General features: G+C 31.9%; 30 protein-coding genes. 29 read left to right on the top strand and 1 reads right to left on the bottom strand.

Features of this window, described 5'->3' with window-relative positions; genetic code table 11:
- The first annotated feature begins 15 nt into the window (after positions 1–15).
- The 18 genes from bsdtb5_RS10720 to bsdtb5_RS10635 all read left to right on the top strand — a co-directional run bounded on the left by bsdtb5_RS10720 (position 16) and on the right by bsdtb5_RS10635 (position 14254).
- On the top strand, positions 16–699 hold the full coding sequence (locus bsdtb5_RS10720; RefSeq protein WP_271716011.1) for a xenobiotic acyltransferase family protein: 684 nt from the start codon (positions 16–18) through the stop codon (positions 697–699).
- Positions 683–1342 carry a class I SAM-dependent methyltransferase gene (locus bsdtb5_RS10715; protein ID WP_271716010.1) on the top strand — a complete coding sequence of 220 codons (660 nt, stop codon included), beginning with the start codon at positions 683–685 and terminating at the stop codon, positions 1340–1342. The genes bsdtb5_RS10720 and bsdtb5_RS10715 overlap by 17 nt, the downstream gene beginning before the upstream one ends.
- Before the next feature lie 20 nt (positions 1343–1362).
- Positions 1363–1941 (top strand): DJ-1/PfpI family protein, encoded by a 579-nt coding sequence (locus tag bsdtb5_RS10710; protein ID WP_271716009.1) that lies wholly within the window; start codon positions 1363–1365, stop codon positions 1939–1941.
- A gap of 61 nt (positions 1942–2002) precedes the next feature.
- On the top strand, positions 2003–2638 hold the full coding sequence (locus bsdtb5_RS10705; protein ID WP_271716008.1) for an alpha/beta fold hydrolase: 636 nt from the start codon (positions 2003–2005) through the stop codon (positions 2636–2638).
- 231 nt (positions 2639–2869) lie between these two features.
- A complete protein-coding gene (locus tag bsdtb5_RS10700; RefSeq protein ID WP_271716007.1) occupies positions 2870–3574 on the top strand; it encodes a phosphotransferase in 705 nt (234 codons plus the stop codon).
- 25 nt (positions 3575–3599) lie between these two features.
- Positions 3600–4205, top strand: coding sequence for a CPBP family intramembrane glutamic endopeptidase (locus bsdtb5_RS10695; RefSeq protein WP_271716006.1), 606 nt, complete (start codon positions 3600–3602; stop codon positions 4203–4205).
- 89 nt (positions 4206–4294) lie between these two features.
- Positions 4295–5053, top strand: a complete 759-nt coding sequence (locus bsdtb5_RS10690) for an alpha/beta hydrolase family protein (RefSeq protein WP_271716005.1) — start codon at positions 4295–4297, stop codon at positions 5051–5053.
- Positions 5054–5335: 282 nt separating this feature from the next.
- The gene (locus bsdtb5_RS10685; protein WP_271716004.1) at positions 5336–5848 is read left to right on the top strand and encodes a cysteine hydrolase family protein; all 513 of its coding nucleotides are present in this window, start codon (positions 5336–5338) and stop codon (positions 5846–5848) included.
- A 24-nt stretch (positions 5849–5872) separates the two neighbouring features.
- The gene (locus bsdtb5_RS10680) at positions 5873–6454 is read left to right on the top strand and encodes a GNAT family N-acetyltransferase (RefSeq protein ID WP_330611999.1); all 582 of its coding nucleotides are present in this window, start codon (positions 5873–5875) and stop codon (positions 6452–6454) included.
- A gap of 65 nt (positions 6455–6519) precedes the next feature.
- Positions 6520–7437 (top strand): helix-turn-helix transcriptional regulator, encoded by a 918-nt coding sequence (locus bsdtb5_RS10675; RefSeq protein WP_271716003.1) that lies wholly within the window; start codon positions 6520–6522, stop codon positions 7435–7437.
- Positions 7438–7815: 378 nt separating this feature from the next.
- Positions 7816–8388, top strand: a complete 573-nt coding sequence (locus tag bsdtb5_RS10670) for a DUF3267 domain-containing protein (RefSeq protein ID WP_271716002.1) — start codon at positions 7816–7818, stop codon at positions 8386–8388.
- Between the two features lie 79 nt (positions 8389–8467).
- Positions 8468–9016 (top strand): hypothetical protein, encoded by a 549-nt coding sequence (locus bsdtb5_RS10665; RefSeq protein ID WP_271716001.1) that lies wholly within the window; start codon positions 8468–8470, stop codon positions 9014–9016.
- Positions 9017–9113: 97 nt separating this feature from the next.
- Positions 9114–9563, top strand: coding sequence for a SufBD protein (locus bsdtb5_RS10660; protein ID WP_271716000.1), 450 nt, complete (start codon positions 9114–9116; stop codon positions 9561–9563).
- Positions 9564–9817: 254 nt separating this feature from the next.
- Positions 9818–10525, top strand: coding sequence for a lantibiotic protection ABC transporter ATP-binding protein (locus bsdtb5_RS10655; protein WP_271715999.1), 708 nt, complete (start codon positions 9818–9820; stop codon positions 10523–10525).
- A 1-nt stretch (position 10526) separates the two neighbouring features.
- Complete coding sequence (locus bsdtb5_RS10650) at positions 10527–11258, top strand: lantibiotic immunity ABC transporter MutE/EpiE family permease subunit (RefSeq protein WP_271715998.1); 732 nt, start codon at positions 10527–10529, stop codon at positions 11256–11258.
- On the top strand, positions 11259–12020 hold the full coding sequence (locus bsdtb5_RS10645; RefSeq protein WP_271715997.1) for a lantibiotic immunity ABC transporter MutG family permease subunit: 762 nt from the start codon (positions 11259–11261) through the stop codon (positions 12018–12020). It begins immediately after the preceding gene.
- Positions 12021–12159: 139 nt separating this feature from the next.
- Positions 12160–13302 carry an HD-GYP domain-containing protein gene (locus bsdtb5_RS10640; protein ID WP_271715996.1) on the top strand — a complete coding sequence of 381 codons (1143 nt, stop codon included), beginning with the start codon at positions 12160–12162 and terminating at the stop codon, positions 13300–13302.
- Between the two features lie 259 nt (positions 13303–13561).
- Positions 13562–14254, top strand: a complete 693-nt coding sequence (locus bsdtb5_RS10635) for a DUF1287 domain-containing protein (RefSeq protein WP_271715995.1) — start codon at positions 13562–13564, stop codon at positions 14252–14254.
- Between the two features lie 233 nt (positions 14255–14487).
- On the opposite strand, the gene bsdtb5_RS10630 is transcribed toward bsdtb5_RS10635, so the two are convergent.
- Entirely contained in the window at positions 14488–14667 is a 180-nt protein-coding gene (locus bsdtb5_RS10630; RefSeq protein WP_271715994.1) for a hypothetical protein, read from the bottom strand.
- 236 nt (positions 14668–14903) lie between these two features.
- On the opposite strand from bsdtb5_RS10630, the gene bsdtb5_RS10625 reads away from it, so the two are divergent.
- The 11 genes from bsdtb5_RS10625 (at position 14904) to bsdtb5_RS10575 (ending at position 26652) form a co-directional block, all read left to right on the top strand.
- On the top strand, positions 14904–16190 hold the full coding sequence (locus bsdtb5_RS10625) for a glycoside hydrolase family 5 protein (protein ID WP_271715993.1): 1287 nt from the start codon (positions 14904–14906) through the stop codon (positions 16188–16190).
- 220 nt (positions 16191–16410) lie between these two features.
- A complete protein-coding gene (locus bsdtb5_RS10620) occupies positions 16411–17892 on the top strand; it encodes an L-fucose/L-arabinose isomerase family protein (protein WP_271715992.1) in 1482 nt (493 codons plus the stop codon).
- Between the two features lie 590 nt (positions 17893–18482).
- Positions 18483–19784, top strand: a complete 1302-nt coding sequence (locus tag bsdtb5_RS10615; protein WP_271715991.1) for an alpha/beta hydrolase family protein — start codon at positions 18483–18485, stop codon at positions 19782–19784.
- 18 nt (positions 19785–19802) lie between these two features.
- On the top strand, positions 19803–20240 hold the full coding sequence (locus bsdtb5_RS10610; RefSeq protein WP_271715990.1) for a LytTR family DNA-binding domain-containing protein: 438 nt from the start codon (positions 19803–19805) through the stop codon (positions 20238–20240).
- A 60-nt stretch (positions 20241–20300) separates the two neighbouring features.
- Positions 20301–20744: a DUF3021 family protein gene (locus bsdtb5_RS10605; protein ID WP_271715989.1), complete on the top strand. Its 444-nt coding sequence runs from the start codon at positions 20301–20303 to the stop codon at positions 20742–20744.
- A gap of 67 nt (positions 20745–20811) precedes the next feature.
- Positions 20812–21261: a L,D-transpeptidase gene (locus tag bsdtb5_RS10600; RefSeq protein ID WP_271715988.1), complete on the top strand. Its 450-nt coding sequence runs from the start codon at positions 20812–20814 to the stop codon at positions 21259–21261.
- A 215-nt stretch (positions 21262–21476) separates the two neighbouring features.
- Positions 21477–21755 carry a CD3324 family protein gene (locus tag bsdtb5_RS10595; protein WP_271715987.1) on the top strand — a complete coding sequence of 93 codons (279 nt, stop codon included), beginning with the start codon at positions 21477–21479 and terminating at the stop codon, positions 21753–21755.
- Between the two features lie 162 nt (positions 21756–21917).
- Positions 21918–22436 (top strand): phosphotransferase-like protein, encoded by a 519-nt coding sequence (locus bsdtb5_RS10590; protein WP_271715986.1) that lies wholly within the window; start codon positions 21918–21920, stop codon positions 22434–22436.
- Between the two features lie 278 nt (positions 22437–22714).
- Positions 22715–23464 carry an SIMPL domain-containing protein gene (locus tag bsdtb5_RS10585; RefSeq protein ID WP_271715985.1) on the top strand — a complete coding sequence of 250 codons (750 nt, stop codon included), beginning with the start codon at positions 22715–22717 and terminating at the stop codon, positions 23462–23464.
- Between the two features lie 138 nt (positions 23465–23602).
- A complete protein-coding gene (locus bsdtb5_RS10580; RefSeq protein WP_271715984.1) occupies positions 23603–24481 on the top strand; it encodes an AraC family transcriptional regulator in 879 nt (292 codons plus the stop codon).
- A 248-nt stretch (positions 24482–24729) separates the two neighbouring features.
- Positions 24730–26652, top strand: a complete 1923-nt coding sequence (locus tag bsdtb5_RS10575; protein ID WP_271715983.1) for a glycoside hydrolase family 127 protein — start codon at positions 24730–24732, stop codon at positions 26650–26652.
- Positions 26653–26752: the final 100 nt, after the last annotated feature.

Here is a 26752-nt window from a genome sequence, read left to right as displayed (position 1 = left end):
CCAGGAGATATTGTTATGATAGATAAAAAATCAGTAATAGGCCAAGATAGCAATATATTAGAGGAATCTGAGATAGTCGAATCAACACTAGGTTCAGAAGTGTTCGTCAATAAATATTCTAGAGTTGAATATAGTATACTAGGTGACAGAGTAAGGTTAGAGCGTAACAATCAGATAGTATATTCGAGTATAGGACGATATTGTTATACAGGTGCCAATACAGTAATAAAGAATGTTCAGATGGGTTCTTTTAATTCCATAGCATGGAATGTTAGTATCGGTGGAAATACACATGATCTGAATCATATTACCACACATAGCTTTTTGGTATATCCAAAATGGAATATGGGTGGCGAAGGAAATTGGAAATCTGCATATGAAAAATGTCAGATTGGAAATGATGTGTGGATTGGCGCAGGTGCTACTATACTTAGAGGTGTAACAGTTGGAAATGGAGCGGTGATTGGAGCTTCTAGCGTAGTAACAAAAGATGTACTGCCATATGCAATTGTAGTTGGCAATCCAGGAAGAGTGATTCGGATGAGATGTCGAGAGGAATGGATTGAACGATTGCAAGAATTGAAATGGTGGGAATTTCCGGAGCATATTATTAAAGAAAATATTGATTTGTTTAAAGCAGAATTATCTCTGGATATAATAAAACAGATGGAGGAGCTTATCTATGAACGAAATATATAAAAAATGTTCTGATCAATGGAATGAGATATTTAGCAAAGATACTATAAATATCCCAGAGAATCCAATCACAGGGAATCAAATCTTTGATGGCGGATTAAAATGGTTAACCACTGGTACTGAATCGGTATTAGACTTTGGTTGTGGTAGTGGAACAATTTTATTTTTATGCGGATTATATGGAACAAAGAATCACATCGGAATTGATTTATCAGAAACGGGAATTGAACATGCAATATTACGTTCAAAAAAGATGACAACTGGAACATATACATTTTATCATGGTGGAATAGATAAGATACAGGATATCGAAAATGACAGTGTTGATGCTATTATTTTGTCAAATATAATTGATAATTTATATCCAGTAGATGCCAAAAAGGTATTGGAAGAAGTACATAGAATTCTGAAATCACATGGTAAGGTATTTATTAAATTGAACCCTTATATAACAGAAGAGCAGATGAAAGAATGGAACATTAAAGTAGTAGATGGCAATCTACTTGATGATGGATTATATCTTTGGAATAACACGAAAGAAGAGTGGGAATATCTAATAGGTTCTTATTTTCATATAGAGCAGTATCAAGAAATATATTATGAACAATATGAGCAAACCAATCGCTTGTTTTTAGCCACAAAGTAATATAATTAAGGAGATTTTCTATGAAAACATTACTGTTATTAGCAAAGGGATTTGAAACAATGGAATTTAGTGTATTTGTCGATGTTATGGGTTGGGCGAGAAATGATTATGGATATGATGTTCCGGTTGTTACTTGTGGATTTCAAAAAGAAGTAGTAAGTTCCTTCAATATTCCTATATTAGTTGACAAAACAATTGAAGAAGTTGATGTAAATGACTATGATGCATTGGCAATCCCTGGTGGATTCGAAGAGTATGGGTTCTATGAAGAAGCATATGATGAGAGGTTTCTGAATCTAATCCGTGAGTTTGATAAAAAAGATAAAATAATTGCAACCATATGTGTTGCTGCTCTACCTGTTGGAAAAAGTGGTGTATTAAAAGGCAGGAAAGCTACAACTTATCATTTAAGAGATGCATATCGCCAAAAGCAATTAAAAGAATTTGGCGTAGATGTAGTAAATGAACCTATTGTCGTAGATAAAAATGTAATCACATCTTACTGCCCAGAGACTGCATCAGGTGTTGCATTCTTACTTTTAGAAAAATTAACTTCTACTGAGCAAATGGATATTGTAAAAAAAGCGATGGGATTTTAGGCGCGATAATAAAATACACATTTACATATGATAATTGATTATACTTAAGAAAGGAAACATTATGAAAAAAGGACTTTTCCTATATGGATTAAATTGTACTTTAGATATATGGAGCGATATGATACAAAATGGAGATATAGAAGGAACATTTATTGAATATCCGCATGAAATCACTCAGAATGCGCATCGTATATCGAATATTACGGAATGGGTTTATTCTGAATATGGAAAGAATCATTACGACTATATTGTTGGACATAGTATGGGTGGAATAATTGCACTTGAATTAATAGCGAAATTTCAATTTCAATGCAGTACAGTTATTTTTATAGAATCAAATCTACGTCCTGCTAAAGAATTTTATCGAAACCTTATGTTACCTAATAATATGATACAATACGGTGATAAAGTTATGAATATGATGCAAAATGAATCATCTTATTATACTGAAGATTTAAAAATATCGTTGAAAGAAAACTTTGACTATTCTTCATACATTAGTGAAATATCATGTAAAATATATGGAATCTATGGTGACAGAGGGATAGAAGAGTATAGTAAGAGAATTGAAGATCTATGTTTGGATAAAGAGATTGAAGAAAAGATTGATTTTAAATTTATTAAAAATTCATGCCATATGCCAATGATAGAAAATCCGAAAGAATTAGCAGAAGTTCTTGTAAACTGTATAGAATAAAAACCAATATTAGAAAGAAGTGAATAGATTGAACATATTCGTAAAAGAAATGTCAGACGTTGACTATTCTATATTGTGTAGTTGGTAATAAAGCAAGATTTCTATATGATAGTCTTGGCTTTAAAGAAATCTATATTGCTCAGTATGCAAGTAAATCTATTAATAATAAATAGGTCTAACCCACGTTTGATTTACATATTTGATGATTAATGCAGTCCGGAGGAAAAATAAATGGAGATTATTGGAGTCGGTAATACTGCTGAAATAATAGCTTACGAAGAAGGAAAGGTATGTAAATTATTCTTTGAAGGCTATTGTAGTAGTGCTATTGAAAAGGAATATAAGAATTCTAAGTTGATGAGTAAAATGAACTTACCAGTACCAAATGCATACGATATAATTCATATAAATGATAGAATTGGAATTATTTACGATAGACTTTATGGTGAAACAGTTCTAGAAAAAATATTAAGAAATGAAAATATTGAATACCAAATAAAGAATATAGTAGATGTACATAAGAATATATTAAAATGCCATACCAACGAAGGAATTTACTATAAAGATTTTCTTAAACAACTGATTAGTGATGAAACAGACGAAAGTAAAAAGCTTTATAATAAAATAGACGAATTACCAGATGGAGATAATCTTTGCCATGGAGATTTTCATCCTGGAAATGTATGGATTAATTTACAAGGAACAACGCTAATTATTGATTTTATGAATGTTTGCTATGGACCATGGCTATATGATGTGGCAAGAACGTATTTTTTAATAGCAAAAGGGTCATTACCAGATAATATTCCGAATAGGGAAGAAATTGAAATTATGCAAAAACAACTAGCTGACTTATACATAAGTTTTATGAACGTTAATATTGATGAAATCTCGCAGTATTTAACAGTAATTGAAGCTTGTAGAAATTATGAATAATAAATAATGATTGGAGATATGAATTATGTTGGACTTGCTCGTAAACGCTATCGTTCAAGTTATTGTATTTTCTATCATACCGCTCATATGGTGGATGATTACAACGAGAAATGATGAAAACTTTTTCACATGGATTGGACTTAAAAAACCAGTTTTAAAAGGTTCCATGATAAAGCTATTTCTAATAATGTTAGCAGTATCTTGTACCTATATATTTCTAATGGTCATGGTAATGACACAGTTATTAGGAGATATTAATACAGCAACAAGTCAGTTTTCCAATCAAGGTTTCAATGCTCTGCCCCGCATATTAGTTTATGCAATAATACAAACAGGACTATCAGAAGAAATCTTGTTTCGAGGATTTCTAGCAAAACGTCTGATTCATAAATTCGGTTTTGTCAGTGGTAATACAATACAAGCTTGTCTATTTGGGCTCATGCATGGATTACCATTTGGAATAGTTACAGGTAATATACTGGTTACAATAATACTTACAATATTACCAGGAACGATTGGTTGGGTAGAAGGATGGATGAATGAAAAATATGCTTCTGGATCAATTGTTCCAAGTTGGCTCATGCATTCAATCATGAATATTCTATCTGCTCTAAGTATAGCACTAGGATAGAACATAAGAACTTCATAAAATCTTAAATAGATAACAGTATTGAAGTATAATAATTAAATTAGAACATTTATATAAGAAAGGATATGCTTATGAAAAAATCAGATTACATTACGAAAGAAATGCCTTGTTCTTATGGAACAAATCTTATTTACGGGGTTCTTAATATTCCTCAGACAGAAAAGAAAAAACTACCTGTATTGATATTAAGTCATGGCTATAATTCATCTCATATGGATTTGCAGGATATTGCGAAAGAACTAGCGCAACACGAAATTATTACTTATTGTTATGATTTCTGTGGAGGTTCTACAGTTTCAAAAAGCAATGGGAACTCTATAGATATGAGCATTCGAACAGAGCAAGAGGATCTAAAAGCTGTTATTGAAATGATAGGAGCTATGGACATTGTTGATGAGAATCAGATCTATTTGTACGGTGAAAGTCAAGGCGGATTTGTCACAGCATTAGTTGCAACTGAACTTCAAAATAAAATCGCTGGTATGTTACTTTTGTATCCTGCTTTTTGTATTGTAGATGATTGGAACAAACGCAAGGAACAAGGCTTACCTGATACAATTGACTGTATGGGTATGGACATTTCAAGAAAGTTTTATGATGAGCTACCTCAGTATGATGTTTTTGAATATATACATAATTATGAGAAGCCAGTCATTATATTTCATGGTGATTCTGACTATATTGTTCCACTTACATATGCTAAAAAGGCAACTGCAAGTTTTAAGAATGCAAGCCTTCAGGTATATGAAGGTGAGGGGCATGGTTTTGCACCGAACACTAGACAACAAGTACTTAAGGAAATCTTAGAGTACTTCGAACAACATAGTTAAAGTTATTATGAAACGCATAGTGGGTATTCTAATGTTGATTTCAATTTTTTTAGTAATATTCAGTACTGTGAAATTGCAATCTACGAAACTTGAACAATGATTTATCAATGGAATATGCTTGAGTGAATATACTCGGATATATATTGTCTTATGACTATCTAGTTATAAATTTTATAAATCTAGATAACAAGATAATAAGATAATAAAATAACTATGACATACAGCTGTCATAGTTATTTTGTTATAATTAAGAAAATTAACCAAAACTAAAGGAGATTTAATATGATTTTATTAATTGTTGATACGCAAGACTCAATAGTAACAAAGGATCTTTATCAATATGAGCAATTTGTAAGCAATACGAAGCAACTGATATGTACTGCTAGACAGAACAATACAGAAGTGATTTATGTTAGACACGATGATGGTGAAGAATTAACCAAAGGTGTTACTGGATTTGAGATCTTTAACGAATTTGCACCTGAATTGAATGAAAAGATATTTGACAAACATGTTAATAGTGCATTTAAAGATACAGGATTGCTAGAGTATCTGCAATCTAAAAATGAGAGCAAGATTATGATTGCAGGATTGCAAACAGATTATTGTATTGATGCCACAATTAAATGCGGATTTGAACATGGATTCGATATGATAGTTCCAGCTTATTGCAACTCAACAGTTAATAACGAGTATTTGACAGCAGAGCAATCATATAAATATTATAATGAAAAAATGTGGAACAATCGGTATTCTAGATGTATAACTTTTGAAGATGCAATTACAATGCTATAGTATAAAAATATAAGAAAGAAGTTGATGAAAGTAATGAAGGATGTCTATGAACAATGCCCAATATTAGAAGACAAAGGGTATCTATTACGACTGGTAGAGATAGAAGATGCCAAGGATTTATTAAAAGTATATAGTGATGAGAAAGCAGTTTCATATTTTAACAGTGACAATTGCAATGATAATTTTTACTACCAAACGCTTGATAGAATACAAGAGGCAATTCAGTTTTGGATATGGTCATATCAATGTAAAGCATTTGTGAGATGGTCTATTATCGATAAAAGCACGAATGAAGCAATTGGTACTATTGAATTATTTCATAGAGATTCCAAGGATTATTTTAATGCATGTGCACTACTTAGATTGGATCTTAGAAGTGACTATGAAAATGATAATTGTATTGAATCAATTGTGTCAATCTTGTTATCGAATACATATGATTTATTTCACTGCAATTGGATTGCAACAAAAGCAGCACCATTTGCAAAGGAAAGAATTCAGGCTTTAGAGCTTATGGGATTTCATCCTTCTGAAGAAAAAGTGATTGGTCATGATGGGACTGAATATGGAGATTACTGGGTATGCACAAGGGATTGTAGGAATTAGTATGAATATAATACGTTACAAACATTCAATTCGTAAGTCACCGAAAGCAACAGATTGGAGCTAGTATGAAGATTGAACGTCTTTTAGGACTTACAATATATCTATTAAATCATGGCCGAACCTCAGCTAATATATTAGCGAAACACTTTGAAGTCTCTACTAGAACTATTGTAAGAGATATTGATACTTTGTGTTTAGCGGGAATTCCCGTAGTTTCTAATTGTGGGGTTGATGGTGGTTACGAGATAATGGAAACTTTTAAAATGCAACAACAGATAGCTGATGAGATTGATTATAACTATGTAATATGCGCATTACAGGGACTAGCATCTGCTTATGCAAATAGAGATATTGAAGCAACTTTGGAGAAAATGCAATATTTAAGTCCGAATTCAGACAATACCATATTCATGGACTTAAGCGTTGTTCATGAGAATCGAGATACGAATGAGATGTTATTTATTCTGAATCAATGCATACAGAAGAAACATAGGATTACCTTTTCCTATACTAATAGTAATGATGAGAATAAAGAAGTAGAAGTTGAACCAGTTGCCACTATATATAAGTGGTACAATTGGTATCTGATAGGATATAGCGTGAAGTATCATGATTACCGAATGTATAAAGTAATACGAATGGATCATCTTAGAAGTTTAGATAAAGAAAATACAAGAATTCATAATCTAGGGGAAGTGAATGCTATCCTAAAAGATTCACCTGATCATAGAAAAAGGATCACAATTCAACTATTATGTAAGGCAAATCTTATATCAAGATGTCGTGAATATTTAAATGGTACAGTTACGAAAGAATATGAAAATGGTGATTTTGAATATGAGATTGTTGTACCTGAGAATGAACAGTTTTGGTATGGAGTAATTCTTTCTTTTGGTAAGGATGCTAAGGTGCTAGCCCCTGTAGAACTTATTAATCGGATAATAGAGGATTATGAAGGTATCATGCAAATGTATCATGAGTAGTATGATGGATTATTATGGGCGAAACATATTATCGAATATTTACATATTTATTCTCATGAAACAACAGAAGCATGGTATCAATACTATTTAACTGGTAATCCGAACTATTATATGGAACTATTGTCAGCAAATTAGTTACGATTCTGATATATGATACTTTTAAAAAGTGCAATCAATGAAACCTCAAAAAATATTGAAGGTTTATTGATTGTACTTTTTATTATTTCATAATATTTATTGAAATAATTATAGAATGGATTATAATGGAATTTATCATATGGTAGGTCGAGCAGATAACGTTGAATTAACACTTGGTTTGAAAGCAATCCTAGGGTATAATTTAGTAATAGGTATTTAGAAAATAGGAGTGAAATCATAATGAAATTACATTACATGGGAAAGTATGATTTGAACCCAGAATCTCTTCCGTGCAATACGCACATGCGTGGAGCAGTTCCATTTAAAGAAGCAAAAGATATGAAAGAAATGGCTAAAATCATGAGTATTTTATCGGTAATCATGCTACTCGTTTTTGGATTTATTTTATATCTGCGTTATAGCAATTCTTTTATAGAATATATTCTTGTAGGCTCTATTTTCGCTCTATTAAGTTTGTTTCCACATGAACTATTACATGCCATTTGTTTTAAAGAAGATGTCTATCTTTATACTAACTTCAAGCAAGGAATGCTGTTTGTTGTTGGTACTGAAACAATGAGTAAAGGCAGATTTATATTCATGTCATTACTACCAAACCTTATATTTGGTATTATTCCTTTTGGGATAGGGTTAATCTGGCCTTCTCTTTCTATCTTAGGTGCGTTTGGTGTACTGTCAATCAGTATGGGAGCAGGTGATTATTACAATATATTCAATGCTTTAACACAAATGCCTGGAGGGTCAAGAACTTACTTATATCAATTTAGTTCTTATTGGTATATGCCAGATTAGATAGTTGCGAGTAAATGTACAAGTCTTTATTGCTTTATTAGAATTATTTATATAAACTTACAGAGGAAGGTGAAGTGAATTGTATTATCATGGAAGCTCAGAAAAGGGATTAGAAATACTCTTACCGCATGTATCAGAACACGAGGAACCATATATATATTTTTCTACGAATTCGGTAGTGGCTTCTTTTTATATGGTTCATGTAGTGGAAAGACCATTTAATTGGTTCCCCTATGGTTTTAGTCAGGCTGGTATACCTATTTATACCGAGTATTACCCAGATGCGTTAGCTGATGTGTATAGCGGAAAAACTGGGTATTTATATGAATGCAGCATGATTGATGTTCTTCATAATCCTACCAATATTAATTGTGCTATTACCTACCCAAAACCAGTACCAATTGAAAAATGTACGGTGTTTACTGATATTTATAAGATTCTATTAGAGTACGAGAAACAAGGTGAACTGATTATTCAAAGATATGATACGTTGGATACAAAGATGATATCTTTTATCTATAGAACAATACAATCAGAAATTAAAGATAATAGTTTGAAAGATAGTCCTGATTTAAGTTATAGTGTATTTTTAAAAAGTCGTTTTCCTGATATTAGGGATAGTGTATAGTAATTACATATTAAATGTTTCAATCTGGTAGTGATAGGTAGCCAAAATTTATATAATATATAATATAGAAATACAAATTTGATAAGCGGTGAATATAATGAATAATATAAATGAATTAGTCGAAGGTTTAAGAGATAAAGACAATAAATATGCATATCAGTGTCTAAAACAACTTGAAAGTGAAAGTATGAGTTCTGAACTAGTTTATCCATACTTTAATACTTTCGTAGATTTGTTAGCTGATCCGAACTCATATATCCGAACAAGAGGCATTATTTTAATTGCAAATAATGCCAAATGGGATAAGGATAACAAGATTGACGAGATAATTGACGACTATCTAAAACATATCATGGATGATAAATCAATTACAGCAAGACAATGTATTCAAGCGCTCCCTATCATCGCTGAATATAAACAAGATTTAATAGAATGCATAATAAAAGCTTTACACAATGCAAATCCTCTAGTATATAAAAGCAGTATGCAGTCACTTATCATTAAAGATATTCAGCATGTACTAAAAAAGATAGAGTTACTTAAGTAATATAATATGCTTAACGAATAGTAAACAAATCGTTTTGAAGTAGAATATTATATCTCAATTTAGATATTTACCAGATATATAACGATTTCCATTACAAATTGATATTGTAGTATAGTGTAGCTATTATTGTATCATAAAAGGCTGATGTTAAACTTATCTTAAAAGTTTAACATCAGCCTTTTTTAATACAAAACTAAAAACCTTATAAAATCCTTACAATTATCCTTTACAATATCAAAAGAAAGGATGATGATATGAACAATTATATATTACAAACCAAAAACTTAAGTAAAACTTTTAAAGGATACAAAGCTGCAGATAATATCACGATATCAGTAAAAGAACATTCGGTATATGGGTTACTTGGACCGAATGGGGCAGGTAAATCAACTCTATTAAAAATGATTACTGGGATGTTTATTCCCAGTAGTGGCGATATTTATTTTAACGACCATAAATGGAGTAGAAGTGATCTAGCTAATATTGGAGCATTAATTGAATCGCCACCTTTATATGAAAATCTAACGGCTAGAGAGAACTTAAAAGTCAGAACAATTATGCTTGGGTTAAATGAATCAAGAATTGATGAGGTGCTAGAGATCGTTGATTTAACCAATACAGGGAAGAAGAAGTCTGGTCAATTTTCTCTTGGAATGAAACAGCGTCTCGGAATAGCAATTGCATTACTTAATAAACCTAAATTATTAATTCTTGATGAACCAACCAATGGGCTTGATCCTATTGGAATTAAAGACCTAAGAAAGTTAATACATACCTTCCCAGAACAAGGAATAACAGTAATTTTATCAAGCCATATATTATCCGAAGTGGAGCTAATTGCAGATCATATCGGTATCATTGCAAATGGAAGATTAGGCTATGAAGCAGCAATTGGTAAAGAAGATGATTTAGAAACTCTTTTCTTACGTGTTGTAGAGAATAACAAGAGGGGAGAAGAGTAAGATGATTCAATATTTAAAAGCAGAACATCTAAAATATAAGAATACTTTGGTAAGAAGATTAATTTATCTAGCACCAATCATCACTATATTACTTGCTCTTAGCTCGCCACTTTGTTTTCAAGCTGAAGCTTTGAATTGGTGGTATACATTTTTAGCAGCTGGCTGTATCTCATTAATGTGTGCATTTGTACAGGAAAAGGAAGTAAAGAAGTTAAAATATAGAGCATTATTTTCCTTACCTATATCAATTAAGAAGATATGGACAGCAAAAATAATATTAGTTTGTTGCTATTTATTTATTGTTTGTATGTTAGTTTGTGTAGGATCTTTTAGTGGTTATCTTATTGCACCTCGTTCTATTGTTATTACATTTGGTAGAGTAATGATTGCTTCCGTAGTAATAGCAATTACTTCTATATGGCAGATCCCGTTTTGCTTATTATTGGTAAAGAGATTTGGACTTTTTGTTACTATCATGATAAATAGTATGGTAGGAGTTATGATTGGAGTATTAGTTGTTGATAAATCTCTTTGGTATCTATGTCCTTATAGTTGGACAACAAGATTGATGTGTCCAATACTAGGTATATTACCAAATGGACTGATGGCAAAAGCAAATGATCCATTATTAAATAAAAATGGTATGGGAATAACGCTTATCCTAGCTATAACGCTTTTTATTATTCTTACTATGTATACTTCACATCAATATTCCAAAGGGGAGGTTGAATAGATGGTGGTGTTATTAAGATTAATTTGCGCTGATCTATATAAATTAAGAAAAACGTCTCTTCTACGTATCCATCTATTCGTTCCAATGATAGGAGCAGTATCATTTTTACTGTATTATAAAACGGCTCCTAAAGATACTTTTAATGAAATAAGTGCTTTTTATGAAGCATTAGCAATTGCGTTTCCTATCTTGATTGGTTTATTATGTGCAATGGTAATGTCAGTAGAGGAGCAAGCAGGTAACTTTCAAGAGATGCTTACGAGAACAAAGAATAGAGCGCTTCCATTTATAAGTAAGATAATTACGTTATTATTTTTAGAAATTGGTGCATTAATATTAGCACTTGGTATTTTTGATGTAGGGATTCAATGTTTTGTAAGACAAAAAAATTTTCCAATAGTAACTTATATAGAAATCTTTTTCGTTCTATTTATTGGGAATGTTATGTTGTATATAATACATCTAGTTTTAAGCTTTAGATTTGGTAAAGGAGTTTCAATTGGACTTGGAATTGTTGGTAGCTTAATAGAAGCTCTTATGTTAACAGGTATTGGAGATAAATGGTGGAAGATCATACCATATAGTTGGAGTGCCCGTTTTGTTGATTATATATCACTTAAACAATTAAGTGTAAGTAACTATCTATTACTAAGAGCTGATTTTCATAATGGGATACTGATTGCAATTGTATCAAGTGGCGTAATATTGATACTTAGCATTCTGTGGTTTCATCATTGGGATAGTAAGAGTTCATTGGAATAATGCAAGAGGAGTTTGCTATCTACTAAGATAAAATAAATAGTTTAATTGCAGATGTATACCACTCCAAGTCATAGATATGTTATAATGTAAGTGCAGTTTATACATTAGCACAATATTTATAGATTCCAAGGAGAATATTTTGAAGATAAACGAAAGAAAATTAATAGAAGGGCTATCGTATGCACTTGATGTTGCTGAAAAGTCGTATTTTTCACACTCCAAACATGTTGCATATGCAGCTTATATGATTGCAAGTGAAATTGGGCTCTCGGCTGATAACAAAAAAGATTTGTATTATTCAGCGATGCTTCATGATATCGGAGCAGGAGATTATTATGATATACGAAAACACTGCCAAGCTGGGAAGAAAATAGTTCTTGCTTTACCAGTAGAGGATAAACTAGCTGAGTTTGTGTTGTATCACCACGAATTTTATGATGGAAGTGGACCATTTGGAAAAAAAGGAACCGAGATTCCCATAGAGTCGCAAATTATATGTTTTGCAAATACATTTGATATTCATTTCTCGTCTATTAGAAAGAATGATGTACTTCTTATGGATCAGATCAGTCAATGGATTGAGAGTAAGAAAAGATACTTCAGGCAGGAAATTATTGATGCATTTGTTTCATTAACTCATAAGGAGTTTTTCCTATTGGATTATTTTAATCATGATTTTAATCCTATTTTGAACGAAAAAATTAAAGTTGAATCAAGGTATTTAGATTATGATTTCGTAGAGAAATATGCTTATGCATTTTCTGAAATTATTGATAATCGTAGCCATTTTACATATCGACATTCTATAGGTATCGCAGAACTTGCTTTAAAGATGAGTCAGTTTTTAGAGTATGATGAGAATATGCAGCATGAAATGTATATTGCAGGGTTGCTGCATGATATTGGAAAATTAATTGTACCTACAGATATCATTGAAAAACCAGGCCCATTAACGACAGAGGAACGGTATGAAATAAATAAACACACTTATTACACACGTCTTATATTACAACAAGTAAAAGGGTTTGAACGTATTACTGAAATAGCTGCAAATCATCACGAAAAATTAAACGGAAGTGGATATCCATTGCATTGTACTGGAGATATGCTAGGACAACAAGAGCGTATCATGGGAATTTGCGATATTTATCAGGCATTAACTGAATCTAGGCCTTATCGAATTGGAATGGAAAAAAGCGATGTGTGGAGGATAATGGATACAATGGTTGAAAAGGGCGAGATTGATGCACAGATTCTATTAAAAGCAAAACAAATACTTTAAGGTGTTGCCTATTTTGCTAAATACAAGCTATTTAATAATATGAGCACTTCTTAAATCGAATAGAAACAAGGATAACCGGGTTGATATCAATCCGGTTTTTTCTATTTCGTAAGGTTGACGTTAGATTCTTGATAAATAATAAATTAAAAAAATGTAAGTAAATTCTTAATTATTACACAGATATTTAAATGATATAATGAGATGTAAATATATAGGTGTTACGCCACTAAAAGGATCTGAGGAGGATGAAAGAAAATTGATGAGAACAAAGTCTAGCAAGAAAACAAGTATAGTATGTATCATATTAGTTATTTTAGTAATCACATTGATATTGTCTTATATATTATATAGCAAGAAAATCACACCTAAGCTGCATTCGCCGATACCATTTACAGCCACTGAACTTCATATAAAGGAAATCAAATCAAGCCACGACGAAGACAAAGATGGCATAGATGATTACACTGATCTGTTCGAAGGTGCCAAATCTTATATCACCACAAAACCAATATATAAAAGCGCATATTATGAAGGTGGTTATCCGAAGAAGGGATATGGTGTGTGTACAGATGTCATATGGAATGCATTTGAGAACGCAGGATACCATTTGAAAGACATGGTAGATAAAGATATTAAAGAGAACCTAGATTCGTACAACATGATAGATAAGCCAGATCCCAATATCGATTTTCGAAGGGTGAAGAATCTAAAAGTCTTTTTTGATAGAAATGCGGAAATATTAACAACTGATTTCAGCAATCCCGAAGAATGGCAAGCGGGAGATATTGTAGTATTTACAAAACACATTGCTATCTGCTCGGATAAAAGAAATAAAGATGGAATCCCTTTTATCATACATCATAATGGTTCAGGTGCTAAGGAAGCAAATAATATTGATAATTATGAAATAGTGGGACATTATCGTTGGACTCAAAAGATTAATAAAAAATGATAAAGATGATAATAAAAAGATAATAAAAAGAATAGTTTACTGAGTAAATAAATGTTATCTATTCAACTGATAAATATGGTATAATATGGTATACCATGAATGATATTTTTAAAAAATAAGAGTGAGAACAAAAAGACTTGGAGTACACAATAACACAATTTAATATGATTTGAGTTATTATATATACGCCAAGTCATGTGGTGGTACAATTTTAATTAATGATAAAAACTTTTTTATGCTAGTACTTCCTTCTTTTTATAAGAGAAGCAACTTGCTACAGAACATGCTAGTATGATAGCTACTGTTGTTGTAGGAATATTGATAATGTTACATATACATCCAACTGTAGCTCCTGCTACTAATGCTCCACATAAGATAATAATCACTTTTAAAATTTTTGTTAATGTCTTCATAATACAATCTCCTTTAATATTTAATTTTTAATGTTTGTTTTTGTATCAACCTTATGAACTAATCATACAGGAATTCAAACTAGAGAACCATCGATTTACCTTACAATTAAAAGCTTAAACTTACAAATTGGTAAGTTTGCTTACTAAAGGAGAAATTAACATGGAAGGAGTTATGTATTCACCCAGTTAGTAATTAAGAACAGAAATGTCGTCAAGGACGTCAGATTGGAGAAAGAATGAAAAAAATCAATAAAATAACTGCATTGTTCACTGTTCTAGTTCTTATAATCAGTCTAGTTACAGCTTGCTCAAGGGGAAATGAGTCAAAAGAGGACAAGACTGTATCTACACAAAAGGAAAGTACATCAGTAACTGCAAAAGCTGACAGTGTAAAAACAACAGATGATAAAGAAGCGACAGAGACTACTAAAGAAAGTGATAAAGAAGCTACACCAAATCCAAATAAGAATGTAATGAGAGACATGACTACGATGGACCTAGTGAAAGATATGGGGATAGGTTGGAATCTTGGTAATACTTTGGATGCATGGATTCCTAAGACAAAAATAATGGATCCAAAATATTATGAGACCTCTTGGCAAAGTCCCATGATTACGAAGAAAATGATTGATGGTGTTCGTGATGCTGGTTTTCACTCCGTACGAATTCCGGTAGCTTGGTCAAACTTTATGGCGAAAGATTACACCATTAACCCTGTACTAATGAACCGTGTTGAAGAGGTAACTAATTATGCATTAGACGATGATATGTATGTAGTAATAAATATTCATTATGACAATGGATGGTTTAAAGGATTCTTCACTGGTGATTATGAGAATTGTATGAAAAAGTATCAAAGCATTTGGAAACAAATTGGTTCGCGTTTTGCAAAGTATGGAGATCATCTAATATTTGAATCCTACAATGAGGAAGGCGTGTATAAAGAGGTATGGGATCCTTATGGGAATGATACAAAAGCAAAAGAAAAGGTATATGATATTTTGAATAAGATCAATCAATCCTTCGTAGATGTTATCAGAGCTGCAGGAGGGAATAATGAAAAACGTCATTTACTCATTTCTGGTTGTGCAACAGATATTAAATGGACATGCGATCCACTCTTTAAGATGCCAAATGATCCAGAAAAAAGATGTGCAGTATCTGTACATTACTATACTCCATCTACCTTTACAATATTAGATAAAGATGCCGATTGGGGTAAGGCGCAGCCTACTTGGGGGACTAAGCAAGATGTTGCTGAATTAAGAAGCAATATGGATATGATGAAAACACACTTTATTGATAAGGGAATTCCAGTAATTCTTGGTGAATATGGTGTGAATAAAAAGAATAAAACGACAGATATGGTTCGACTATATTTAACCTCAGTATGTAAAGAAGCTTATGATCGTGGAATCTGCCCAATGATATGGGACATCCCAGGTCAATATTATGATCGTCTTACTTGTACATTTTATGATCCTTTATTACCAAAGCAATTAGGTGAGGTTCTAAAAAAGTAAGAAGGTAGTAGTAAGGGACCGTATACTTCTTAGTAAAAGAGAGTGGGTACTAACTATATATATTTATAAAAATATATAGTTTAATAACTAAATAAATGTATATCATCCATGATATAAGTGTGGTATAATATAGTTGAAATTTAAAATAAAGTACGTAATTTAGAGATATATTGTATATCTATTAAATTAATTATGAAGCAAAACATATGGAGGATTCGTTATGAACAATATACCACAAGTAAAATTAGGAATCGTAGCAGTAAGTAGAGATTGCTTCCCTATGGAGTTATCTATCAATCGTAGAAAAGCAGTAGTCGACGCTTGTAGAAAAATAAATCTTGATATTTATGAATGTTCTACAGCAGTAGAAAATGAACTAGATATGGAAAAAGCACTTCAAGAAGTAAAAAAAGCAGAGGTAAATGCACTTGTTGTTTACCTTGGTAATTTTGGACCAGAGACAGCAGAAACTTTATTAGCCAAAAAATTTAATGGGCCAGTTATGTTTGTAGCTGCAGCTGAAGAAACAGGAGATAACTTAATTAATGGACGTGGAGATGCATATTGTGGAATGCTTAATGCAAGCTATAATCTAGCTCTTCGTAATCTAAAAGCATACATACCAGAATATCCAGTAGGAACTGCAAGTGAAGTTGCAGATATGATTAAGGAATTCGAACCAGTTGCTACTGCTATATTAGGACTTAATAATCTTAAAATTATCTCTTTTGGACCTCGTCCTCAAGACTTCTTAGCTTGTAATGCGCCAATCAAGCAATTATACAATCTAGGCGTAGAGATTGAAGAAAATTCTGAACTTGATTTATATGCAGCATTCCATGCGCATGCTAACGATTCTAGAATTCCAGAAGTAATTGCAAGTATGGAAAAAGAATTGGGAGAAGGCAATAAGATGCCAGGTATCTTACCAAAACTAGCACAATATGAGATTACCTTATTAGATTGGATGGAAGAACATAAAGGTTCTAGAGAATATGTTGTATTTGCAAATAAATGCTGGCCATCTTTCCAGACTCAATTTGGATTCGTTCCTTGTTATGTAAATAGCCGTCTAGCAGCTATGGGTATTCCAGTGTCTTGCGAAGTAGATATCTATGGTGCATTAAGCGAATATATCGGAACTTGCATAAGTAAAGATGTTGTTACGTTACTAGATATCAATAATTCAGTACCAGCAGATATGTACGAAAGTGAGATCAAAGGTAAATTTGATTATACTTTAAAGGATACTTTTATGGCGTTCCATTGCGGTAACACAGCTTCTAGTAAATTGTCAAGTTGTACAATGAAGAATCAAATGATAATGGCTAGAGCTTTAGAACCAGATGTAGAACCTAACATTACTAGAGGTACTTTAGAGGGAGATATCATACCAGGTAACATTACGTTCTTCCGTCTTCAAAGTAATGCGGAAGCTGAGTTAACAGCTTATGTAGCAGAAGGAGAAGTTCTTCCTGTTGCAACTCGTTCATTTGGCGCAATTGGTGTATTTGCAATTCCTGAGATGGGAAGATTCTATCGCCATGTATTAATTGAGAAGAGATACCCACACCATGGTGCAGTTGCATTTGGACATTATGGAAAGGCAATCTATAATCTATTCCGATATTTAGGCGTAAAGGAACTAGGATTTAACCAACCAAAAGGAATGCTTTATAAGACAGAGAATCCTTTTGCGTAAACTTTTGTAAAACAAGGATATTTGGTTAGGGTGTCAAAGTCATCTTTTAGTTTGTTGAGTGTATATCGATGTATAATTATGAATTTGGGCTACCTTTCCCTCAAGCATCATATTTTTTACAAGCCTCATAACAAGGGAAAATACTCACTCACGTTCCTATTTTCTCTTTGAGTCTTGACAAAATATAGACGATACTTTCGGCCGGACTACGCCAAAATTAATATTTATACATCAATATACACAATTTAGATTGAGAATGACTTTTGACACCCTAACCATATTTTTAACATAAAGATAATAAGTTACAAAAAGAGCTATGAAAAACGTATGATTAATCGTAATCTTATTTGTAATAAATAGTAGAACGTAATATGCACACTACATATACGAAATGCTCATGAATAATAACATACCTCAATTCATCATCTAATATTGATGGATTGAGGTTTTATTTTTTTGTATTATGCATCTTACAGTTGATTAATGCATTTCACTGAAACTTCATTGAAACCATATCATTTCTCGGCTATACTCCAGTGTAGAAAGGTGATTACAGAAAATATAACCTAAAAGAATATGGAGGAAATGAAATGTTAGGAGCTATAATTTTAATTTTACTGTTAGGAACTGAAATAGGATTTACCGTATATTGTTTATTAACCAAATCCTATCAAAAAGAAAAGAAGAGCATTGCAAAAATAGGAATATTTCTATTTCTATCGGTACTAGTAATAATCAGCATCATAAAATGGAGCTTTCGGTGGTATTTATTGTTCTTCTTATTATTCATCAAAGCCTTGATAGCAGTGGATTATCTTATTAGAAGTAAAGGCAAAATCAAGAAGACTTTCAAGAGAAAATATGTTATGATTGCTTGTATAGGAAATCTATGTTTCATATCTTTAGCAGTATTACCCGCGTTAATATTCCCACAATCTAAACCTATTATGCCAACTGGCAAATACGAGGTCGGTACTGTAAGTTATACATTAACTGATTCCAATCGATTAGAAGCTTTCTTAGATAATAAAGATAACCGTAAAGTAACGATTCAGTTTTGGTATCCTAAGAATGCAAACGGTAAATATCCATTAACCATATTTTCACACGGTGCGTTCGGATATAGAGGAAGTAACCGTTCTACTTATGTAGAATTAGCAAGTAACGGCTATGTAGTATGTAGTATTGACCATACCTATCAAGCCTTTGTAACAAAACAAACAGATGGCAAATCCGTATTTGCTAATAAGCAGTTTATCAATGATTCTATGGCTGTCTCCAATGATAAATATGATGAAAAGAAAACCTATGAGCTTTCTCATGAATGGCTAAAACTTAGAATCGATGATGTTAATTTTGTATTGGATGATATTCTGAATAAAACGAAAAAATCAGATTCAGATATGGTATATCACTTAATAAATGTGGATAAGATTGGGTTATTTGGTCATTCACTTGGTGGAGCGACTGCAGCTGAAGTTGCTAGAGAACGTACTGATATAGATGCAGTGATAGTGATAGACGGTACGATGTTAGGCGAAGGGATTGGATATAAAAATGGAAAAGAAATATTGAACAAAATACCTTATCCAGTTCCTATATTAAATATTTATAATGAGGAACATTATAAATCTGCACTTAAGCATGCTGATTCTTATGCTAATATGGTAGCTGCTAAAAATGCTACTGATGCAAGAAATATTGTATTTAAAGGTGCAGGTCATTTAAACTTTACAGATTTACCGATTGCTTCACCATTTTTAGCAAGTCTATTAGGAACTGGCAATATTAACAGTCGTTATTGTATACAGACAATGAATCAAGTTGTTTTGAAATATTTTAATTATTATTTGAAAGATGATAAAGAATTAGAGCTACAAGAACAATATTAATGAATCTTTGAGGTAACTATGAGAGTTCGTATTGAAAAAGTGAACAAAAAAGAAGAAGAACACGTTTTAATCAGGTGTTGTAAAGCAAATGAAGAAGTATTAGAAATAATAGATTTCATAAAATCTCGTGATGATACGCTTTTGGGATATGAAGATGCTAGGAAGTGTCAAATTCCTCTTAGAGATGTTTACTATTTTGAAGGGGTAGATAATAAGGTATACGCCTATCTCAAAAATAATGTATATGAAATTAAAAATAAATTATACGAGTTAGAAGAAATATATAGTACGAAGAAATTCTTTCGATGCTCGAAATCAGTTCTTGTCAATCTTCTGAAAATTGAAAGCGTTAAACCTGCACTGAATGGTAGGTTTAATGCGAAACTTTTGAATGGAGAACAAGTTATTATTTCAAGGTCTTATGTACCAGAATTGAAAAAGATACTACGTATTTAGTACATACTTTATTATTTTGACTCTTAATGTAGAACAGATTTTTAGCTGGTTTTTAGTACAATGAAAGGAATGAATGTAAAATTGAGTTTTATAGAATTTTCTAAAAAGTTACTTAAAAATTATTTTATTATTGTTACTGGTATTACAATGGCTATTGCTTTCCTAGGTATGAATATGTATCCTAATGAGAGGATTCCATATGATGCTTTTTTATCACCTCTTATATTAGGAATTGTTGCAATATTGCCATCTTACATTTTCTATTCTAAAAACGAACTTACTTTTAAGCAAATGCTATTTCGAAAAATCCTTCATTTTATATTACTGGTAATTACTCAATTAGGGTTTGCATATGTTACTGGATTATTAAAAAACGCAGAGGTTACGTTTTTATTAGCTATATCTGTATTTGCTGTATACTTATTTACGATGGGAATTAGTTGGATTATAGATAGTAAAACAGCAATTGATATTAACAGAGAATTGAAGAAAATGCGAGAATAACATTAAGTATACAATTAATTAGGGTAGTAGTCATATAATGATTTAAAAGTATAAAGAAAGAAATTAGATGGAATCTCCTAATAATTATTTTAATCGTATGTTTGCTATAAATGATACAACATACTTAAGCAATACCTCAAGTCCTACCAACTATCTAATTATGGTTAATCTTCAAGCTTTTAAAGTAAACATCTATACAGGAAGTCAAGGTAATTGGCAATTAGTGAAAAGCTATTTATGCACGATTGGAAAGCCTTCCACTCCAACACCTAAGGGGACTTTTTCCGTTGGAATAAAAGGATTATTCTTTGGAGTAGAGAAAGGATATAAGTGTTGGTATTACACTCAATTTAAGGGAAATTATTTATTTCACTCTATTATCTATAATCTAAATGGCACTGTTAGAGATGGAAGGCTTGGAATGCGCTTATCGGATGGCTGTATCAGATTAGCGAAGGAAAATGCAAAGTGGATCTATGATAACGTTCCAAAAGGTACCACAGTGAAGATATATTAGTTGAATTTATATAAATATATTTACAATATCATAACAGTATTATATATTGAGAATTGTTATCTCATATAATAATTAACGAAAGGTAAAGGTAGAAAAATGCAAAATAATAATATAAGAAGGGTTTACCTTTAATATTTTAATAGTTAATCTCTTCTTGCCATGAATTCAAGCTTAGAAATTCCTTTTCATACTAATTTAGCAAAAGGAGAAAAGGAATGAGCTATAAGAAGGCAGAAGACATATTACCAATAGAATTATTAAAAGAAATCCAAAAATATATTAATGGAGAGTGCTTGTACATACCCATAAAACTAGATGATAAGTTAGATTGGGGTACAAAAAGCGGGTATCGAAATGAGTTAATTGATAGAAATAACGATATATATCTTAGCTATGTAAATGGAATCAGTATCACAGAACTAGCAGATCGATATTATCTTTCAGAAAAGAGTATTTATCGTATTATATCTACGATGAAAAAAATATGTAATTAATAGTAAATAGTAAGTGGAAAACCGTAGTGCTAATGAGCCAACTCATTAGTATTACGGTTTTCTTATTTTTCATTCTAATTGTTTATGAGAATGTATTTCAGTATTATTTCTTTTATTATAAATATAGATACAATTAATTATTAACACCAGGAGGAAGTAAAAATGAGTGAAAAAGGAAAAATTATTTTCTTAAATGGAGTGACAAGCGCAGGTAAAACATCTATTGTTGATGAAATGCAGGCACGTAAAGATAGGATATTATATGTAGTTGCAAATGATTTGTTTGAAGAAGTGATTGGAGAGGAATATCTAAAGGAGGACTTTTGGAAGTATTTTAGTGAAGTAATTCTAATGATGTATCGCACTGCAAGATTATTCTCCGATTATGGAAAAGATATCATTATTGATGGAATCATTGTTGAACAACCAGAGATTAGACCTCATTATCTAAAATTAAAAGAGATCTTTAACGGCTATCCATTAGAAATTATAGAAGTATATTGTCCACTTGAGGTGTGCAAAAAAAGGAATATAGAGAGAGGTGATCGTTATGAAACACAGTCTGAAGAGCAATATCATATATTGGCGGAGGAGATTGAGTATTGCTACAAAGTAGATACAAGCCTACATACATCGAAAGAATGTGCGGATATGATTATAGAGTATGTCTTTGGAGATTAAATTGAAATTCTAATACAATATTTGTCATAGATGTTAAACTTGCAGAATATATATGGATAGATAGGTTTTGTTTAAAATAGTATCTAGATAATTGCAAACAAATAGCAAAACTATGGAGTTTCGCAATTACCTAAATGGATTAGAGATTCAAAAGTCATACATAGTTAAAATTCTGTATATTGATGTATAATTATATATCGTTATACACTCGGTACACTAAAATAGAACTTTTGATCCTCGAATCCTAAATAATATTCATCATGCGAGAGGAGAATTTGATGAACGAATATAGTAATAAAAGAGCATTATGCCATATCGTAGTTGCTCTCATTCTGGTAATCGGCATTATTACATCTTCCATAATTATGATAAATGGAGTTGTAAAGGTGAAAGCTTCTAAGACAAATATCATAGTTACAGGATCTGCAAAACAGAAAATTACATCTGATCTCATCGTTTGGACAGGAAGTTTTACTTCGCAATCGAAAAAATTACAGGATGCGTACACAAAGCTTGAAGTAAGCAGAAATAAAGTATCAGATTATCTAGTAAAACAAGGAATTGCAAAAGATGATTTTGTATTTTCATCTATTAATACTACAACAAACTATGTTATGAATAGTATGGGCAATTATACAAACGAAATTGATAATTATGTACTTAGTCAAACCGTAACAATAAGCTCTAGTCAAATTGATAAGATAACAGAAATCTCAAGAAATGCGACGGAATTACTGAATCAAGAAGTTGCATTTCAATCAAATCCACCACAATATTTCTATACAAAACTAGCTGATCTGAAAGTTAGCATGTTAGCAGAAGCAACCAAAGATGCGAAGAAGCGTGGTAAGATGATAGCTGAAAATGCAGGAAATCATCTTGGGGACTTAAAGTATGCTGATATGGGAGTTATGCAGATTACACCTCTCTATTCTAATGAGATAGCAGATGCTGGTGTTAATGACACTTCATCACTAGAAAAAGAAATTACTGCGGTTGTACACTGCCAATTTGAAATTGAAAAATAAATTTGTATTTAAAAACGCTGATGATAAGTCAGCGTTTTTTGTAAGTTACACATTATTTATAGAAATATCTCCATAATAATGATATAATTAGTTTATCAGCTAAACAAAAGAAAATATTACATTTATCAGGAGAATCGAATGAATAAGGATTGCTGTTGCCAGATTCCATGTAATTCACTTCCTATGGTTGGGGAAACAGATTTTGGACTTGCATTAAAACCCTATGTACATTGTGACAGAATTGCAGATTATCATGTATTAATTTATTTATTAAAAGGCGAGATGGAGATTATTGAAGAAGGAGTTACCTATCTATTAACACCAGGTACATTATTTTTCTTAAAAAGCGGACTGCATCATTGGGGAGAAAAACCATTTAAGGCAAATACAGCATGGTATTATATTCACTTTTATACCAATGAGATTGGGAGTAACATGCAACCACTTGAACTAAGGGATTCCATTACATATAACAAAAGCTTAAGCTTAGATCAGTTTAGGTATTATATAACACTTCCGAAAATATTACATCTTCCAATTGGAAATAATCTTGAAACAGATCTAGAAAAACTAATTGGACTCTTTCATGATTCTAAACAGACCAGTCTTGTTCGTATGAATCTATCTTTATGGAATATTCTTCTCAATTGCTTTGAATTAGGACAAGGAAAATCTGAGAATGCAAAAGAAGATAGTAGAACGAAAGAAATGATTAACTACTTGGAACATAATTACACAAGAAACTTTACGTCAACAGAATTAGAAGAAGTCATGGGACTTACATATAAATATGTGGGTACGTTTTTTAAAGAAAATACAGGAATGACAATAAAAGAGTATCAATTAATGCTTAGAATTGGAAGATCAGTAAAACTTTTATGTGAAACGGATATGCCTATTGCAGAGATAGCTGCACAAACTGGTTTTTACGATTCTTTTTATTTTAGCAAGATATTTAAAAGGGAGAAAGGTATTTCTCCACGTAAATTTAGAAATACTTATATTCCTAAGATCTGACCTTCTAATCTAATTATTCTAACTATCAGTAAATAAGTTACAGTTCAGCCATGCAATTTAAAATGTGCACAAAATACATATATTTCAGTAATTATATAATAGACTGTAACGAAAATAATACATAAACTTACGAAGATACTCCATTATAATTTAACTGTTACGTATGTATAATACAAACTAATAGGTATTATATACATGTATCACAAATAATTCTATTTTCAATTACATATACCAGGAGGATATATTAGATGAAAGATATCTTGAAGGATTTTACAATTAACGATGAGTTTTTCGGGCGTTATGAACATTTAATAAAGGATACTGTGATTCCTTATCAGGAAAAAGTATTAAAAGATGAGATACCAAATGTGGAGAAAAGTCATGCAATTGAGAATTTCAGAGCTGCTGCACAGAAAATAGAAACGGGTACTTGCGATGGAGAATTCTATGGTATGGTATTCCAAGACAGTGATGTTGCTAAGTGGCTAGAAGCAGCGGCATATTCATTAGCAATGTTTCCAGATGATGAATTGGAGAAAAGGTGCGATGATATCATTGATTTGATAGGTAGAGCACAACATAAAGATGGTTATTTGAATACATATTTTACAGTAAAGGAACCAGAGAAAAGATGGACGAATCTTCAAGAAGCACATGAATTATATTGTGCTGGACACATGATGGAAGCGGCAGTTGCTTATGCAAAGAGTACTGGTAAAACAAAGCTTTTAGATATTATGTGTCGAATGGCGGATCATATCTATACACATTTTATAGAAGAAGGAGCAGAAGGTTATTCTGGCCATCCCGAGGTTGAACTTGCCCTCATGAGAATGTATCGATATACGAATAATGCACATTATCTAGAACTTGCTACTCATTTTGTAAATACAAGAGGAGTAGATTCAGATTACTTTATAAAGGAGAGTAAGAAAAGAGATTGGAAAGTATGGGGTAATGATGCATCGGATAAAGAGTATACTCAAGCTCATCTACCTGTTCGTGAACAGACTAAAGCTGTAGGTCACGCGGTACGTGCGGTGTATCTTTACACTGGAATGGCAGATGTTGCTGCCAAAACCAAGGATGAATCATTAGTCAATGCATGTAAGACACTTTGGGATAATATCACAGAATGTAGAATGTACGTGACAGGTGCAATCGGATCTGCCTATGAAGGAGAAGCATTTACTAAGGATAATCATCTTCCGAATGATACAGCTTATGCCGAAACTTGTGCTTCCGTTGGACTCATCTTCTTTGCAAGGAAAATGTTCGAATTAGATAAGAACAGCAAATATGCAGATACCATTGAAAGAGCTCTCTATAATTGCGTGCTTGCCGGAATGGAATTAGATGGAACAAAGTTCTTCTATGTGAATCCACTTGAAGTAATCCCAGGTATCTCAGGAGAAGCAAAAACCCATCCACATACGTTACCACAACGTCCAAACTGGTTTGCTTGTGCTTGTTGTCCTCCTAATGTAGCTAGGCTATTATCATCAATAGGTAAATATGCTTGGAGTGAGGAAGGCAATACACTTTATTCCAATCTATTTATTGGAGGAACTCTTAAATTATCAGAGAAACAAGGTAAAGTAAGGGTTGAGACTAATTATCCATATGAAGGAAGGGTAGAGTACATATTCGAGCCTTCTGATAGGAAGATAGATATGAGTCTGGCTATTAGGATACCTTACTGGAGTGAAAGTACATCGATTCAGTTAAATGGTAAGAAAGCAGAGTATGTTGTAAAAGACGGATATGCATATATAACGAATACCTTTATAACAAATGATAAAGTTACGGTTGAGTTTGATATGAGTGTGAAGAGAATTTTCGCTCGTAGCAATATCAGTGACGACAGTGGAAAGGTTGCAATATCAAGTGGGCCTCTAGTATACTGTCTCGAAGGAATGGATAATGAAGGAGATGTTCTTGGTCTACGAGTAAAGAAAGACGCTGTGACAAGCGTAAAAGAATATGATAAGGACATATTAGACGGTATTGTTCCTTTAACGATAGAAGGATATCGTATCAGAAAAAGTCAATCTCTTTATTCTCTAGAACGTCCGAAAGCAGACGCATGTTACCTTACATTCATACCATATTATGCATGGGGCAATCGTGGGTTAAATGAGATGCGTGTATGGATACCGGAAATGGAATAAAAATCATTTAAAAGGTAAATTATAATATAGAAGAGAATATACAATTAAGATTAAAAATGTATATTCTTCAAGTTATGAATATTAGCATGTATAAAATGGT

It is taken from the genome of Anaeromicropila herbilytica (assembly GCF_016591975.1).
In the GTDB taxonomy this organism is placed as follows: domain Bacteria; phylum Bacillota; class Clostridia; order Lachnospirales; family Lachnospiraceae; genus Anaeromicropila; species Anaeromicropila herbilytica.
This window is presented reverse-complemented; position numbering and strand designations above follow the sequence as displayed.